This window comes from Thalassolituus marinus, assembly GCF_020320395.1.
Taxonomy (GTDB): domain Bacteria; phylum Pseudomonadota; class Gammaproteobacteria; order Pseudomonadales; family Oceanobacteraceae; genus Venatoribacter; species Venatoribacter marinus.
In genome coordinates, this window is sequence record NZ_JAEDAH010000019.1 from 45,935 (window position 1) to 60,570 (window position 14,636).

Annotated in this window: 14 protein-coding genes; all 14 read right to left on the reverse strand. The window is 51.6% G+C overall.

What is annotated here, in order from left to right:
• Positions 1–41: 41 nt before the first annotated feature.
• The 14 genes from I9W95_RS04295 to fliE all read right to left on the reverse strand — a co-directional run bounded on the left by I9W95_RS04295 (position 42) and on the right by fliE (position 14,401).
• The gene (locus I9W95_RS04295; protein WP_225672199.1) at positions 42–1,085 is read right to left on the reverse strand and encodes a protein-glutamate methylesterase/protein-glutamine glutaminase; all 1,044 of its coding nucleotides are present in this window, start codon (positions 1,083–1,085) and stop codon (positions 42–44) included.
• Between the two features lie 24 nt (positions 1,086–1,109).
• Entirely contained in the window at positions 1,110–1,763 is a 654-nt protein-coding gene (cheD, locus tag I9W95_RS04300) for a chemoreceptor glutamine deamidase CheD (protein ID WP_225672201.1), read from the reverse strand.
• Entirely contained in the window at positions 1,763–2,599 is an 837-nt protein-coding gene (locus I9W95_RS04305; protein ID WP_225672203.1) for a CheR family methyltransferase, read from the reverse strand. The genes cheD and I9W95_RS04305 overlap by 1 nt, the downstream gene beginning before the upstream one ends.
• Before the next feature lie 23 nt (positions 2,600–2,622).
• Positions 2,623–4,971, reverse strand: coding sequence for a methyl-accepting chemotaxis protein (locus I9W95_RS18475; protein WP_318653593.1), 2,349 nt, complete (start codon positions 4,969–4,971; stop codon positions 2,623–2,625).
• Between the two features lie 46 nt (positions 4,972–5,017).
• Positions 5,018–5,527, reverse strand: a complete 510-nt coding sequence (locus I9W95_RS04320; RefSeq protein ID WP_225672205.1) for a chemotaxis protein CheW — start codon at positions 5,525–5,527, stop codon at positions 5,018–5,020.
• Positions 5,528–5,536: 9 nt separating this feature from the next.
• Positions 5,537–7,636 carry a chemotaxis protein CheA gene (locus I9W95_RS04325; RefSeq protein ID WP_225672207.1) on the reverse strand — a complete coding sequence of 700 codons (2,100 nt, stop codon included), beginning with the start codon at positions 7,634–7,636 and terminating at the stop codon, positions 5,537–5,539.
• A gap of 5 nt (positions 7,637–7,641) precedes the next feature.
• Positions 7,642–8,004: a response regulator gene (locus tag I9W95_RS04330; RefSeq protein WP_225672209.1), complete on the reverse strand. Its 363-nt coding sequence runs from the start codon at positions 8,002–8,004 to the stop codon at positions 7,642–7,644.
• Positions 8,005–8,021: 17 nt separating this feature from the next.
• Complete coding sequence (locus I9W95_RS04335) at positions 8,022–8,318, reverse strand: STAS domain-containing protein (RefSeq protein ID WP_225672211.1); 297 nt, start codon at positions 8,316–8,318, stop codon at positions 8,022–8,024.
• Positions 8,319–8,455: 137 nt separating this feature from the next.
• Entirely contained in the window at positions 8,456–8,917 is a 462-nt protein-coding gene (gene fliJ / locus I9W95_RS04340) for a flagellar export protein FliJ (RefSeq protein ID WP_225672213.1), read from the reverse strand.
• Positions 8,914–10,260: a flagellar protein export ATPase FliI gene (fliI, locus tag I9W95_RS04345; RefSeq protein WP_225672215.1), complete on the reverse strand. Its 1,347-nt coding sequence runs from the start codon at positions 10,258–10,260 to the stop codon at positions 8,914–8,916. The genes fliJ and fliI overlap by 4 nt, the downstream gene beginning before the upstream one ends.
• Complete coding sequence (locus I9W95_RS04350; RefSeq protein WP_225672217.1) at positions 10,247–11,278, reverse strand: FliH/SctL family protein; 1,032 nt, start codon at positions 11,276–11,278, stop codon at positions 10,247–10,249. Before I9W95_RS04350 ends, fliI begins: the two co-directional genes overlap by 14 nt.
• Positions 11,278–12,303 (reverse strand): flagellar motor switch protein FliG, encoded by a 1,026-nt coding sequence (fliG, locus tag I9W95_RS04355; RefSeq protein ID WP_225672219.1) that lies wholly within the window; start codon positions 12,301–12,303, stop codon positions 11,278–11,280. Before fliG ends, I9W95_RS04350 begins: the two co-directional genes overlap by 1 nt.
• Complete coding sequence (gene fliF, locus I9W95_RS04360) at positions 12,296–13,987, reverse strand: flagellar basal-body MS-ring/collar protein FliF (protein ID WP_225672221.1); 1,692 nt, start codon at positions 13,985–13,987, stop codon at positions 12,296–12,298. The genes fliG and fliF overlap by 8 nt, the downstream gene beginning before the upstream one ends.
• Positions 13,988–14,002: 15 nt before the next feature.
• Positions 14,003–14,401, reverse strand: coding sequence for a flagellar hook-basal body complex protein FliE (gene fliE, locus I9W95_RS04365; RefSeq protein WP_225672223.1), 399 nt, complete (start codon positions 14,399–14,401; stop codon positions 14,003–14,005).
• Positions 14,402–14,636: the final 235 nt, after the last annotated feature.

The following is a 14,636-nucleotide window of genomic DNA, read 5'->3' on the forward strand; positions in this document are numbered from 1 at the left end:
CTATCTATAGGTTTAGCACAAACTCAGAACTTGTCATTTTATCAGCGAGCAGCATCAACCATTGAATCGGCAATACTGGCCAGCGGCAACACCTCATCAACGGCACCCAGTTCGTAGGCGGCGCGAGGCATCCCCCAGACAACCGAGCTGCTTTCATCCTGCGCAAAGGTCTTAACACCCTTATCGTGCAGCCTTTTCATAGCTGCTGCGCCATCTGCCCCCATTCCAGTCAGCATCACTGCCACGACCTTGTCAGCGGGCATCAACTCGCCCAGCGAATCAAACATCACCTCAACTGAAGGGCGGTGACGATTCACTTTTTCTGCATCATCCAGCACACAGTAAACGCTGTTACCATCGCGACGGAAACGTAAGTGATAGTCCCCGTGGGCAATGATCACACGCCCGGTCCTGACTTCCAGCCCTTCCGCCGCCTCCAGAACCTCCATCGGCAGGTTGCTGTTCAGACGCATAGCGAACGAGGCACTGAACACCGGTGGGATATGCTGTGTAATAACAATCGGAGGGCACACGGCCGGTACACCCAGCAGCATTTCGCGAATGGCTTCTGTACCTCCGGTAGAGGAGCCTACTGCGACTATCCGTTTATATCTGGTGTTAGCAGATGGCGGTGGAACAGCCCCGACCCTGGGTTTTCTGACCCCGGCCAGTGGCTGCACACGAGCACCGGCAGCCATACGCACTTTATCGCGCAGCTGCTCGGCAAATTTACGGAACTGCTCTTCACTTTCGGCTTTGGGCTTGGCGATGTAGTCAACAGCCCCCATCTCCAGCGCATCCAGGGTTGCAGGTGCACCGGATTCCGTCAGGGTCGATACCATGACCACAGGCATCGGACGCAGCCGCATGAGATTACTGAGGAACTGCAGACCATTCATCTTTGGCATTTCAACATCAAGTGTCAGCACATCGGGGGACAGCTGCTTGATCTTTTCGCGGGCGATAAAAGGGTCTGCCGCCATTCCAACGACCTCAATATCATCCGACTCGGCAAATACTTCACTGAGCATTTTTCGAATCAGAATCGAGTCATCGACGATCAATAGACGTATTTTGTTACCCATATCATCCTTTCTACCAACACTGACTCAGAACAGGTCGATACTACCTGCATCAGTAACAGCTGGTTTGGAAACCTGTTTTCGGTACTCGGTTTCGCGTTCAATAATGGTGTCATTCTGCAGCTGACGTATACGTCTGACCTTAGCGGATCCTGTGTCCGGAAAATAGAGCACCTTACGGGCAAACACATCCCCCAGGTCCGAGGCCGCTACCGACAAACCTTCGTTTTGCAGGTAGCTGTATGCAAACAGAATATTGCGCTGGCCAATATCACTCATGGAGGCAATCATCTGGCCACCACCAAACAGTTTCACTTCCAGATTTTCGCGTTTTCCACCACGTTTAATAATTTCGTTGATCAGGTATTCCATCGCCCAGTTACCGTAACGTGACGCATGCGTGGTTGGGTTCGAACCCCAGACATCAGACGAATGCTCACCCTGTTCGGGAAGCATAAAGTGATTCATCCCACCTATTCCGCGCACCTTGTCACGAATACAGGCCGAAATACACGACCCCAGCACGGTCACAATCATCTCACCGTGAGTGGATACGTAAAATTCTCCAGGCAGAATCTTAGCTGCCCAGACTTTATGAACATTGTCCCAGTAGCGATTAACATGTTCAAAACCGGCACTGACCGGTGGTTGAACAGGACGCGGTGAATCGTGAATACTCATTACACCTTCCTGTAGATTGTCTGCCCCAGATTCTGAAAACGCGTCGTGATACCCGACAGGTTTTCGGAGTGACCTATCATCAGGTGTCCATCATCCGGCAAATGATCAGCGAAGCGATCAAACAGAATACGCTGGGTATCCTTATTAAAATAGATGACGACATTGCGACAGAAAATGATGTCGAACATGCCTGATATGGGCCAGCTTTCGAGCAGATTCAGTCGTTTGAAATGCACAAGATTACGCAGTTCATCTTTTACCTGAACCGAACGTTCATCTTTGCTCAGCATAAAAAAACGCTTCAGTAGCGCTGGGTCGATGCCCTCTGCGGAAGACATCGGGTAGACACCTTTACGCCCGGTTTCCAGCACCTCAGAATCGAGATCTGTTGCCAGAATCTTTACATCCCAGTCCGAGGGAAAACCAACCTGACGAATTACCATCGCGATGGAATACGCTTCCATCCCGGTCGAAGAGCCTGCCGACCAGATTCGGATTCGCTTGGTATCCTTACGGGTAAAACGTAACTGTGGCAGCAGGGTTTCCCGCAGATATTCAAAGTGATGATTTTCCCGAAAAAACGACGTCAGGTTGGTCGTTAACGAGTTAATGAAGTCTGTTGCTTCATCATCAAGATGTTTTTCCAGGTAATCCAGATACTCCCGGAACGTCGACATTCCCAGAGTCCGTACCCGTCGGGCAATACGGCTATACACCATATTACGTTTATGATCGGCCAGGACGATTCCGGTCAGCTCTCCCGCCATGCGGGAGATCTGACGAAAATCGTCTTCGGTCATGGCGAATTCACGTTCTTCCTGTTCCGACACCACCATATCGATACGCTGAGCCTCCGTTATCAGAATTCTGCCCAGTCATCATCGTCCGAGCTAACGGACATCCCCGTATTCGAAGCAGGTGCCGACGCTCTTGGTGCTGCTGCCGGTGGCGCAACTGGCGCCGACACCGCCGGAGTCGAAGGACGGTGTGAACCATCGATGGTAAAGAACTCCATCATCTGCATCATCGACTGCGATTGCTCTGCCATTGCTTCGCCTGCGGCCGTTGCTTCTTCAACCAATGCAGCATTCTGCTGCGTCATTTCGTCCATCTGAGCAACCGCTGTATTCACTTGCTCAATACCGGAGGACTGCTCACGTGCGGCTGTGCTGATTTCCTGAATCATGGAAGATACGCGCTCAACCGCCTGAATGATTTCATCGAGGGTTTTACCTGATTCATTCACCAGTGAGGTACCCGCATCGACTTTTTCGACGCTGTCGCGAATAAGATCCTTAATCTCACGAGCGGCACCCGCAGAACGTTGCGCCAGATTGCGAACCTCTCCGGCTACCACCGCAAAGCCGCGCCCCTGTTCACCCGCCCGGGCTGCCTCCACCGCGGCATTCAGTGCCAGCAGATTGGTCTGGAAGGCGATTTCATCAATAACACCAATGATATCGGCAATTTTCTTACTGGCCTGGTTGATCTCATCCATAGCCACGACTGCTTTGCTAACCACCTGGCCACCGGACTGGGCCCGTTGTTTAGCAGAATCAGCCAACTCATTCGCATGCACTGCATTTTCACTGGTCTGTTTCACCGCACTGGTCATTTCTTCCATACTGGAAGCGGTCTCTTCCAGACTGGATGCCTGCGACTCGGTACGCTTACTAAGGTCTGCGTTGCCTTGCGCGATCTCACTGGCACCGGTAGATACCGTGGAGGCTGCTTCGCGGATGCGTGTGATGATATCAGTCAGACGATCGACGGTGGCGTTGGCATCCTGTTTCAGTTTATCGAACGCACCCTGATAATCTTCGTCAATCTTACGGGTCAGGTTACCGTGCGCCAGCGCATCGAAGACGCGTACCGTATCACTGATAACACTGTCTGAAATCGTCAGCAGGCGGTTCAGACCTTCACCCAGGTTCTTGAAGAAGCCATCCTTACCACGCAGATCGATCCGGCGAGACAAATCACCGGAGGCGGCTGCTTCAACGATCATGTCAATTTCGCGTTCAGCAGAAACTTCCTGAGTACGATCCATCCACTCAACAATAGTGCCGATACGTTCTTCAGAATCATTAAAGATAGGGTTGGCAGTCAGTGCGAAGGTGCGGCCGCCGACAACAATCTGCGTTTTATAGGTATCCTTCAGGGCTGCCAGCATAGAACGCTGGTGTGCAGGATTCTTATGGAACACATCAATATTGCGTCCCATCAGGCTGCCCGCATCAAAGTTCGGCAATTCCTTACGGAGGTCAGATTCGGCGGTTTTCAGCATCGCCTTCACAGAGTCATTCAGATAAACAATGTTCAGATCGTTGTCGGCGATCATGGCATTGGTCGCGACCACATCCAGTGCCTGTTTAACACGGGCATTGGCGTTGGCCATTTCACGTTCACGCTCCTGATTAGCAAGCTCTTCCGTTATATCCACCCACTCAACAACCGTTCCTAAACGACGGCCATCTGCACCCATCCACGGGGTAGCCGTCAGACTGAAGGTCAAGTCAGAGACTTTCAGTTTGGTTTTATACGGGTCTTTCAGCTCCGCAATCATACGGCGCTGGTGTTCAGGCTTCTTATGGAAAACATCAACGTTAGTGCCGACAATTTTTTCGATACTGAATTGAGGTAGTACGGACTTAATTTCTTCCTCACGTGCAGACAACATCTCCATCAAACTTTCGTTCGCATACAGAATATTCATATCGTTGTCGGCCAGCATGACATTGGCCTGGCACAAGCCAAGTGCGCTGGCGGCATCCGCATTAAACTGGTTCTGGCGGTCCTGCATTACCCTTTCGGTAATGTCGGTCGCAAATTTAACGACTTTAAATGGCACCCCCATTTCATTGACAACCGGATTGTAGGTTGCCTGAATCCAGATTTCACGCCCGCCATTGCCAATGCGGCGAAATTCTGCCTGCTGATGACGTCCGTGATTTAGGCTACGCCAGAAATCAGCATAAGATTCACTCTCACGCTCCGACGGATCAACGAACAGGCTATGGTGCTTACCACGCACCTCATCCAGCTTGTAACCTACGACAGAAAGGAAATTTTCATTGGCATCCAGAATGGTACCATCCATGGCAAATTCGATACGTGCCATGCTCTTGTCCAATGCCTTAAACATTGCGTCCAGCTCTGTCTCATGCTGAGAAGGGCCGGCATTAAAAAGATTCTTTAACATGCTCATAAAGATTCCCTTTCCGTCTCTTTAATCCGGATTACACTGACCCGGTTTAATTATTTGCCAGGCCCGGCACATGACTGCTGGCCGGGATTTTCAGTAATTCGTTAACATCCAGGAGGATGACCATTTTATCGTTCACATTAACCAGACCTTTAATAAAGGCTGAGTTTCTGTCTTCGGTCAGCTCGGGAGGCTTACGGGTAGATTGGTCTGATATGGTGTAAACATCAGATACTGCGTCTACCACGATTCCCATTACGCGTTCACCGTGACTACTCTCAACCTTCAGAATAATAACTACGGTCACCGGGCTATAGCTGACCTGTTGCAGACCAAAACGCATCCGCAAATCCATAATAGGAACAATGGTCCCTCGCAGATTAATCACACCGCGGATATATTCCGGTGCATTCGGAATCATGGTCGATTCTTCCCAGCCTCGGATCTCCTGTACAGCGAGGATATCCACGCCGTATTCTTCATCAGCCATCATGAAGGTCAGATACTGCTGTTCATGAACGCTACCAGCTTCGTTAACTGTTTCAGCCACTGCACTCATAGTCTTGTCCTACGCTGCCTGCTCTGGTCTTGGTGAATGGGGGTGACTTTCGATATTGTTGCCAACACCAGAGATATCGATAATCAATGCAACGGTACCGTCACCAAGAATGGTGGCACCGGAAATACCAGGTACTTTCTGATAATTCTGTTCAAGGCTTTTGATAACAACCTGTTGCTGACCTAACAGATCATCAACAACGATACCAACCTTCTCGGTATCGCCCTCGACAACGACCAGCATAGGGTTTTCAAACTCTTCGTCTTCGTCTCGAAGGCCGAAAATATGATCCAGCCGAATAATCGGAATGTACTCATCACGGAGCTTCATCACATGTTGAGTACCGGTGATATTATTCAAAGAGCGCTTCTGCAGCTGGATCGACTCAACGATCGAAACCAGTGGGAATATGTAGGTTTCATTCTTAACCTGAACCAGCTGCCCATCGAGAATCGCCAGCGTGAGCGGCAGACGAATAATAAAAGTAGATCCTTTTCCACGCTGCGATCTGACTTCAATAGTGCCATTCAGCTCATTGATGTTTCGGCGTACAACATCCATACCGACTCCGCGGCCGGATATATCACTGACAACATCCGCTGTTGAGAAACCCGGCATAAAGATCAGCTGGTGAATTTCTTCCGGAGATAACTCGACGCTGTCGGGAACCAGCTGTTTCTGCCGTGCTTTCGCCAGAATTTTTTCTTCATTCAGTCCGGCACCATCATCACTGACTTCAATGACGATATTGCCGCCCTGATGGTATGCATTAAGGGTAATTTTTCCCTCTTCCGACTTTCCTGACGCCAGTCTGTCTGCGGTTTTCTCCAGACCGTGATCCATTGAATTCCGCACCAGGTGAACCAGTGGATCACCAATCTTTTCCATTACGGTTTTGTCCAGCTCGGTACTTTCACCAAGCATCACCAGATTCACTTTTTTACCCAGCTGCGAGCCGAGATCGCGTACCAGACGCGGGAAGCGGCTGAAAGCAAAGCTGATTGGCATCATGCGGATTTTCATGACGCTTTCCTGCAATTCACGGGTATTCTGCTCAAGCTGAGACAGCCCCTCCTGCAGGCGAGCCAGTCGGCTCATATCAAAATCCTGGCCCAGCTGCCCCAGCATGGATTGAGTGATAACCAGCTCACCAACCATGTTAATCAGGCTATCGACCTTATCAATCGACACACGGATAGAAGAAGGCTCGGCAGATTTTGCTGCTTTTTGTGCGTTGCTTTTCTGCGCGCTGGCGCTGGCTGCCGCATTCGCCGCACCAACGGCGGCGGTTACGGCTGCCGGAATAACCGGGGCAGATGATTCATCAGCATCAGCAGCACCATCTTCGGCATTGTTTTCCTGCGCTGCAGGTGCGTCAGCGACCACACTGTCCAACGGCTCTATGGATATCTCACACTCATCTGCCACCCATTCGAACACGCTTTCGATGGCTGATTTTTCGATATCAGTGGTTATCTCAATCAGCCAGCGCAGGTAACAACATTCCGGTGTGAGATTGGTAAATTCGGGCAAATAGCTGGTATCTGCAACAACCCGCATATGCTCGTCACCAACCAGCTCCTGCAGTTCGCGGAACATACGGAATGGCTCGTTGCCGGTTTGCAGCAGGTCTTCTGTCGGAATAAAGGTCACTCGCCAGCCTGCGGGCTTGTCATCTGCTGGCGCAGTCTCCTGAGACTGAGTTGCCGATGCCGCTTCACCGCCATTGAGAATGGCTTCAAACTCAGATTTTAGTGACGCTGCGCGCCCGCCATCAGGTTCATCACCAGCCTGCAGACTACTTAACATAGCGCGCAGACAATCGACAGATTGCAGAAATAAATCGACATATTCACGGGTCATTGAACGAGTACCCGAGCGGATTTCATCCAGCAGGGTTTCTACAACGTGGGTAAAGTCAGAGACCTGCATAAAGCCGAAAGTACCTGCACCACCTTTGATTGAGTGGGCTGCACGGAAAATCGTATTCACGGTTTCCGCATCTACATTGGCCGGATCCAGATCCAGTAACTGACTCTCCATCACATCAAGTCCCTCGAAACTTTCTTCGAAAAAAACCTGATGGAACTGTGAAAGGTCGATGCTCATGGTGTTTATCCCAGAACGCGTTTAATAGTGCTCAGCAGTTGCTCTGGATTAAATGGCTTAACAATCCAGCCAGTTGCTCCTGCCTGTTTTCCCTGAGCTTTCATGTCACCAGCAGATTCTGTTGTCAGCATCAGCACAGGGACAAACTTATAATCGGCCAGTTGACGCAATTCCTTAACCAATTCAATGCCATTCATGTTTGGCATGTTCACATCGGAAAGAACCAGGTCGAACTTTTTCTGGTTGGCCAGTTTCAGTGCCTCTACACCATCGCCGGCTTCCTGGACATCATGCCCTGCACCGCGCAAGGTGAATGACACCATCTGGCGCATGGATGCAGAATCGTCGACAGCTAAAATGCTCGCCATGTTTGGACTCCTGTAAATCAGATAGTATTAGTCGGGTTATTCAAATGGAGGGTTTCTGTCAGACCTAGGTAACCTGCTGTTTCCAGAAGTGCCGGACTCGGGTCCGACCAGGCTGCCGAATGACCGGTCTGATTCAGGGCCTGTTGAAAAGCAGCGATCAGTTGCAGTCCAGCCGTGTCTGCGTACTGCACATGCTGAGCATCGAGACAAATATCCGCACCTTGTTGCAAAGCACTTTCCATTTTGCCGTACAAAGCTTCGACGCCTTCAATGCTCAGACGCTCGCCACACTCAATGGTTGTGATGTCAGCCATAGCAGACCCTTTTCACGTTTCTTGTCTGTTAAGACTAGTCGGTGTCTGTAAAGCTGCTAGGAAGAAACCCGGTTTTTGTCAGGGTTTATAAGAATTTTGTATCGTTGTGCGTTACATAACCACACAGATATCAAGGCTTAAGAGTTGCGAATCCGATCAAAGGCGGCCCGATTGGACCACTCGTCAGCCTGTTTTTGCGCCTGACGATCGTCAGCCGTTGCAGCCTCCTGCTCAAGCCGTTCGATAAGTTCAGTCAATGCCTTAGTCTTACCATGCAAAGTAAGGTAGTGGGCCTGTGCCTGCTCACTTTGCTGGCGCAGCAGATTAATCTGCTCCTGTTGTGAGCGCATTGCCGTCTCAATCTGGGCTACGAAGCCCAGTGTGTTATGAATATGACCAGCGCTGATTTGCTGATGCCCCGGCAAGGATATTTTATTCTGATATTCTGCGCGGTACTGTTCCAGCTGATCTCGCTGCGCCTCTTCCTGACGCAGTTTCTGTTGTAGCTCTCCCCACAGCTGCAAAGCACTTTTTTCTTCGCGCTCGGTCAGTTCCAACACGACCTGAAGCCTTTGCGCCCGAGGGTGACGACGTTTCATTTCTTACGTCCATCGGCTTGCTGCGGAGACGGAAATAAATCATCCAGATGCTGTTTACTGGTGGCCAGATCGGAGCCTTCTGTTAATCCCTGGCGCAACATCGCTTTTATTCGTGGCATACGCTCAATCGCCACATCCAGCATCTGATCATTGCCGGCCTGATAGGCACCAACGGCAATCAGATCCTGATTCTGGCGGTAGTGAGCCATAAGCTGTTTACACAACTGAGATTTTTTCAGCCAGGCTTCTGGCACTATCTGTGGCATTACCCGGCTGACCGAGGCCTCCACATCAATGGCCGGATAATGGCCTTCTTCTGCCAGCTTGCGTGACAGCACGATGTGGCCATCAAGAATTGCCCGACTGGCATCTGCAATCGGGTCCTGCATATCGTCACCTTCACTCAGCACGGTATAAAACGCGGTAATGGAACCACCACCTTCCTGGCCGTTACCGGTGCGCTCCACCAGCTTAGGTAATTTATTAAAAACAGATGGCGGATAACCTTTGGTTGCCGGCGGCTCACCAACCGCCAGTGCAATTTCCCGTTGTGCCTGTGCATAACGAGTCAGCGAGTCCATCAGCATCAGTACATTCATACCCTGATCGCGAAAATATTCGGCAATCGCGGTGGTGTATTGCGCGGCACGCAGACGCATTAAAGGAGAATCATCTGCCGGTGAGGCCACGACAACAGAGCGCTTAAGACCTTCTTCACCCAGGATTTCATCAATGAATTCCTTCACCTCACGACCACGTTCACCAATCAGACCCACGACAATAATGTCGGCGCTGGTAAAGCGCGTCATCATACCCAGCAGCACACTTTTACCCACGCCTGAGCCGGCAAATAAACCAATACGCTGACCACGGCCAACGGTAAGCATTGAATTAATAGCGCGAATACCCACATCCAGTGGTTCACGAATCGGTGCACGGTGCAGAGGGTTGATATAACGCCCCTGCAGACTGCCCTGCTCGACATCCAGCAGCGGGCCTTTTGTATCGAGTGGACGACCGGTACCGTCGACAACCCGACCGAGCAGTTGTGCTCCGACCGGTACATCGGCGTTAGCTGTTAACGGCCAGACCCGGGCTCCCGGACGGAGTCCATCGACTTGTTCGACAGGCATCAGAAATATGCGGCGCTCATCGAAGCCAACGACTTCAGCTTCAACATCTTCTGCATGATGGCGTTCAACCATGCAGCGATCACCGACGCGAACATTGAGACCTACCGCCTCCAGCGTAAGTCCGACCATGCGCACCAGCTTACCGGCCACTTTCGGCTGGTAGTGTTTGTCGTCAAACGTCAGTGGCGCCCAGCGTTCACTCAGGCTCATGGGATTGAGAATCCTGTGGGGAAGAGTGGTTGGTTTTCACTTCGGTATGCAAACTGGATTCTGACAAAGGGTTTTCATCTGAGGCAGAATCTACTGCTTCTGCTACGTCGCCCTCCGTCACAGCGTGCTCAGCGAAGAGCTCTTCTGAGTCCAGAGAATCGGTACTGAGTTTTTCGCCATCATCCGGAAAACCATGCGCCTGATGGAGTAGTTGTTGCTGAACCCGTTCCAGCAGCTGCTGCATATGATCGGCGGCCGAGTACTCTATCAGTGAGTGTTCACTTTCTACCCGACACTGTCCTGCTGCGAGCTTATCGTCAACACTGTAGTGCAGTTCATCACCACAGACTTCCAGGCTGGTTTGCAGATGCCGTGCGTCATCCGGCGAAACGAAAACGCGGATATTTTTCTCACCGGACGGCAGCTCATCGAGAGAGCGACGTACAAACTGGTGGATACTGACAGCGCCCTGAGAGAGCTCCGTGGCAAGTACATGCTGACACACAGACACAACCATTTGTGTCAGCACATCCGGAAGTTGCTGATCACGTTCAGCAACGGCTGCCAGCAGCTGATCTTCGATACGATTAAGGCGCCTGACAACGGCGTCGATATCAGCCTGCGCTTTACGCCGCCCTTCTTCCTCGCCGGTTTTAAAACCTTCTTTCCGACCTTCCTGCTGTCCCTGATCGAAAGCCGCTTTGTAGCCTTCTTCATGGCCTTCTTCATGGCCTTCTTTACGACCTTGCTGACGCCCCTCTATCAGGCCTTGCTCCAGCCCATCGTTGTAGGCTTCACGGCGGATATTCTCCAGCTCTTCTGCTGTTGGCAGGGCAATATCTTCAGACGCTTCTTCAACAGCTTCGTCTTCAGCCTTTGCCTCAGCTTCTTCCTTCGCTTCTTTTTCTATCAGCCAGGCTGGCTTTTCCGTCCAGAACGGCAGGCGCCAGGGTTTAACGTCCCCGGTCTCATCCGCCGCAATGGTATGAAAATGGTGTGGCTGTTTGATACCTGTCATTAAACCATCGCCTCACCACCGCCACCGAGGACGATTTCACCGGCATCGGCCAGACGGCGGGCAATTGTAAGAATTTCTTTCTGCGAGCCTTCCACTTCACTGAGTTTAACCGGACCTTTCGCTTCAAGATCGTCACGCAGCAACTCGGCCGCCCGTTTGGACATGTTCTTGAAAATCTTTTCCTGTACGGTCGGGTCGGCACCTTTGAGTGCAACCACCAGCAAATCGGTAGACACTTCACGCAGCAATGCCTGAATACCCCGATCGTCGACATCGACCAGGTCGTCGAAGACAAACATGAGATCCTGAATCTGAGTACCCAGATCCTCGTCGACTTCCTTGATCTGCTCCAGCAAATCGGAGGCCATGGTGCTGTCGACGAAGTTGACGATATTCGCCGCCACTTTGACCCCGCCCATCGACGTCGTCTGAGTACCGGCTTTGCCAGAGAACTGACGCTCAAGAATATCGTTCAGTTCGTGCAGTGCCGCAGGCTGTACCGCTTCCAGTGCCGCCACACGCATAATAATGTCGAGACGCACTTTTTCGTCGAAGTTCGACAGAATTTCAGCCGACTGGTCGGCATCCAGATAGGACACAACAATAGCCTGAATCTGCGGGTGTTCATGACGGATCAGGTCAGCAACCTGCCGCGACTCCATCCACTTCAGCGAGTCGAGGCCAGTGGTGTTGCCGCCCAGCAGAATACGGTCAATCAAGGCACCGGCCTTATCGGTACCCAGCGCCTGCGTCAGCATATTCCGTATATAGGCATCGGACCCCAGGCCCATACCAGTCTGGCCGCTGACGGCCTCCAGAAACTCCGAGACCACACCTTCAACCTGAGTCTGGTTAATATTGGTCAGGGTCGCCATGGCGGTGCCCACCCGCTGCACTTCCTTCGGTCCCATATGCTTGAGAATCTCGGCTGCGTCCTGTTCGCCCAGGCTCATCAGCAGAATTGCAGCGCGCTCCAGTCGATTGAGTTTCGACAGCGCATTCTCGGAATTAGTATCTTCAGCCATTGTCTTCGTTCACCCATCTGATAACGACCTGAGCAACCCGTGCCGGGTCCTCGGCAATAAGACCTTTCAGTGCATCCAGCTGCCGTTCAAAGCTTTCTGAAGCGCCAGGCAGCAGGAACTCGTCCATACCGGCCAGCGTCACTTTATCGTCATCCAAACCGGCTTCTGCGTCTTCCAGCTCATCCAGCAGAACGGATGTCTCGTCGCGGCCACGGTTGGCAATACTCTTTATCGTAGGCCTGATGACACCAAAGATCAGCACCAGGATAAATAGTCCGGCAAGAATCTGTTTCATGATTTCCCAGAACCATGGCTGGGTCCAGAAGTCTGGATCTCCCAGTTCCAGCTCGCCCTTGCCCATAAACGGCGAGTTAATCACGTTCACACTGTCGCCACGGGCGGCGTTGAAGCCCACCGCATCTTTGACCAGAAGTTCCAGGCGTTGCAGATCAGCTTCTTCCCATGGACTGAATACGGTATCGCCATCGGCATTCAGACTGGCGCGATCGTTAACCACCACCGCAACGGTCAGGCGACGAATACGTCCGACCTGCTGTTGCTTATAACTCAGCGTACGATCTACTTCGTAATTGCGCGTGGCCTCAGAGCGACGTGATGTATTACCACCACCATTCGCACCGCCTGCGGCCTGCTCCGGCGCGGTTGCGGGTGTCGGTGGCTGGTTAGACAGCGCTCCCGGAATACCGCCATCGGTCGCAGCAGAGTTTTCTTCGTCTACCAGCTGTTCGCTGCGCAGCGCAATCAGATCGGGATTAAATAACTCTTCCGTCTGTTCCTGCACGGTGAAGTCGACATCTGCGGATACTTCCGCTTTATAGTTATCGCTGCCCAGTACCGGCTTCAGAATATTGTTCACGGCCTGAGTAATAGAGGCCTGAACCTTTTCAGTATATTCCAGCTGTTTATGCGCCAGCATTTCCTGAGTTTCTTCCTCAGGTCGGGAAAGGAGGTTGCCGTACTGATCAACCACAGAAACATCCGCTTTATCCATATCGGAAACACTGGATGCCACCAGGTTAACAATGGCTTCTACCTGGTCGCGTGACAATTCACGCCCAGCAAATAATTCGAGAAAAACAGAGGCGCGCGGTTTGCGCTGATCGCGAACAAAAACTGACTGCTTAGGTAACGCCAGATGTACCCGTGCATTACGCACCGACTTAACACTGGCAATCGTACGCGCCAGCTCACCTTCCAGGCCACGGCGGTAACGTGCATTTTCGATAAACTGACTGGTGCCCAGGGTACTGTCCTTGTCCAGCACTTCAAGGCCAACTGTCTTATCGTCGATTAAACTGGCAGCGGCCAGCTTCATGCGTGCTTCGTGCAGATCTGACGCTTCTACCATCAGAATCTGACTGCCCGGGTCTATCTCAAAACTGATGCCTTCGCGCTGCAGGACTTCAATAATATCCTGTGCATTATGATCCTGCAGACGATGAACAAGCGGCTTATAGGTTGGCTCACGAGACCACACAAGAATCGCAACCGCCAGCGCAATAACCAGTGCAATACCAGCGATAACACCAATCTGACGTACAACCGTCAGGCGGTTAAAACCAGCCAGTACCGGATGTGCACTGGAGTTATCACTGTCATTCGCGCCGCTGCTCGCCGGAACGGCTGCTTCGCTATCGGCTGCTGCTACAGGTGCATTTTCCATGGTCTGTTACCCAACTTAAACTGGCATATTCATGACGTCTTTATAGGCTTCCACCAGCTTATTACGCACCTGGGTCATCGCCTGAAAAGACACACTGGATTTTTGCAGGGCAATCATCACTTCCGGTAAATCAATGCTCGGGTCCCCTTGTTCAAAACGGGTGGCCAGCTCAGCCGATGCCTTCTGATTGGCATTAACGGTATCAATGGCACTTTTGAACATCGACTGGAAATCAGGAACGGTGTTATCCCCCTGAATCGCCTGTACCTGTTCATCTGCCTGCAGACGGCGTACCTGATCCGCCAGACTCTGCGGTGTTACCGCGGCAGTGCTTTGCTCATGCTGACTGCGCAACTGGGTTTTAACCTGGCGCATCTGCATCAGTACGGAATTAATATCTACACGATCAACCATTGCTCTATCCCCGGTGCCAAGGTGTCGGACGGCTTTCTGTTCGGAAAATTGACGCGTTTGTGTGATTTTCCTGTTGTTATTACTGACACTGCAATTGGCTTGCCAACGTTAAAGCGGGTGTAAAGATGAATAAAAAAAGGCGCCTTACGGCGCCACTGCTGTCCCACAGTTTTTAATCAGCACCATAGCTGACAAAAACAGCATGTTTTAACATCAAGGCCTGCTGCCTCGCAGG

What these genes read in the sequence shown, in the direction of transcription:
- I9W95_RS18475 (WP_318653593.1), bottom strand. Translation starts at nt 4,971, where the DNA reads ATGAGCATGTTAAAGAATCTTTTTAATGCCGGCCCTTCTCAGCATGAG.
- I9W95_RS04320 (WP_225672205.1), bottom strand. Translation starts at nt 5,527, where the DNA reads ATGAGTGCAGTGGCTGAAACAGTTAACGAAGCTGGTAGCGTTCATGAA.
- I9W95_RS04350 (WP_225672217.1), bottom strand. Translation starts at nt 11,278, where the DNA reads ATGACAGGTATCAAACAGCCACACCATTTTCATACCATTGCGGCGGAT.
- cheD (WP_225672201.1), bottom strand. Translation starts at nt 1,763, where the DNA reads ATGAGTATTCACGATTCACCGCGTCCTGTTCAACCACCGGTCAGTGCC.
- I9W95_RS04325 (WP_225672207.1), bottom strand. Translation starts at nt 7,636, where the DNA reads ATGAGCATCGACCTTTCACAGTTCCATCAGGTTTTTTTCGAAGAAAGT.
- I9W95_RS04305 (WP_225672203.1), bottom strand. Translation starts at nt 2,599, where the DNA reads ATGGTGGTGTCGGAACAGGAAGAACGTGAATTCGCCATGACCGAAGAC.
- fliJ (WP_225672213.1), bottom strand. Translation starts at nt 8,917, where the DNA reads ATGAAACGTCGTCACCCTCGGGCGCAAAGGCTTCAGGTCGTGTTGGAA.
- fliI (WP_225672215.1), bottom strand. Translation starts at nt 10,260, where the DNA reads ATGAGCCTGAGTGAACGCTGGGCGCCACTGACGTTTGACGACAAACAC.
- I9W95_RS04295 (WP_225672199.1), bottom strand. Translation starts at nt 1,085, where the DNA reads ATGGGTAACAAAATACGTCTATTGATCGTCGATGACTCGATTCTGATT.
- I9W95_RS04335 (WP_225672211.1), bottom strand. Translation starts at nt 8,318, where the DNA reads ATGGCTGACATCACAACCATTGAGTGTGGCGAGCGTCTGAGCATTGAA.
- I9W95_RS04330 (WP_225672209.1), bottom strand. Translation starts at nt 8,004, where the DNA reads ATGGCGAGCATTTTAGCTGTCGACGATTCTGCATCCATGCGCCAGATG.
- fliG (WP_225672219.1), bottom strand. Translation starts at nt 12,303, where the DNA reads ATGGCTGAAGATACTAATTCCGAGAATGCGCTGTCGAAACTCAATCGA.
- fliF (WP_225672221.1), bottom strand. Translation starts at nt 13,987, where the DNA reads ATGGAAAATGCACCTGTAGCAGCAGCCGATAGCGAAGCAGCCGTTCCG.
- fliE (WP_225672223.1), bottom strand. Translation starts at nt 14,401, where the DNA reads ATGGTTGATCGTGTAGATATTAATTCCGTACTGATGCAGATGCGCCAG.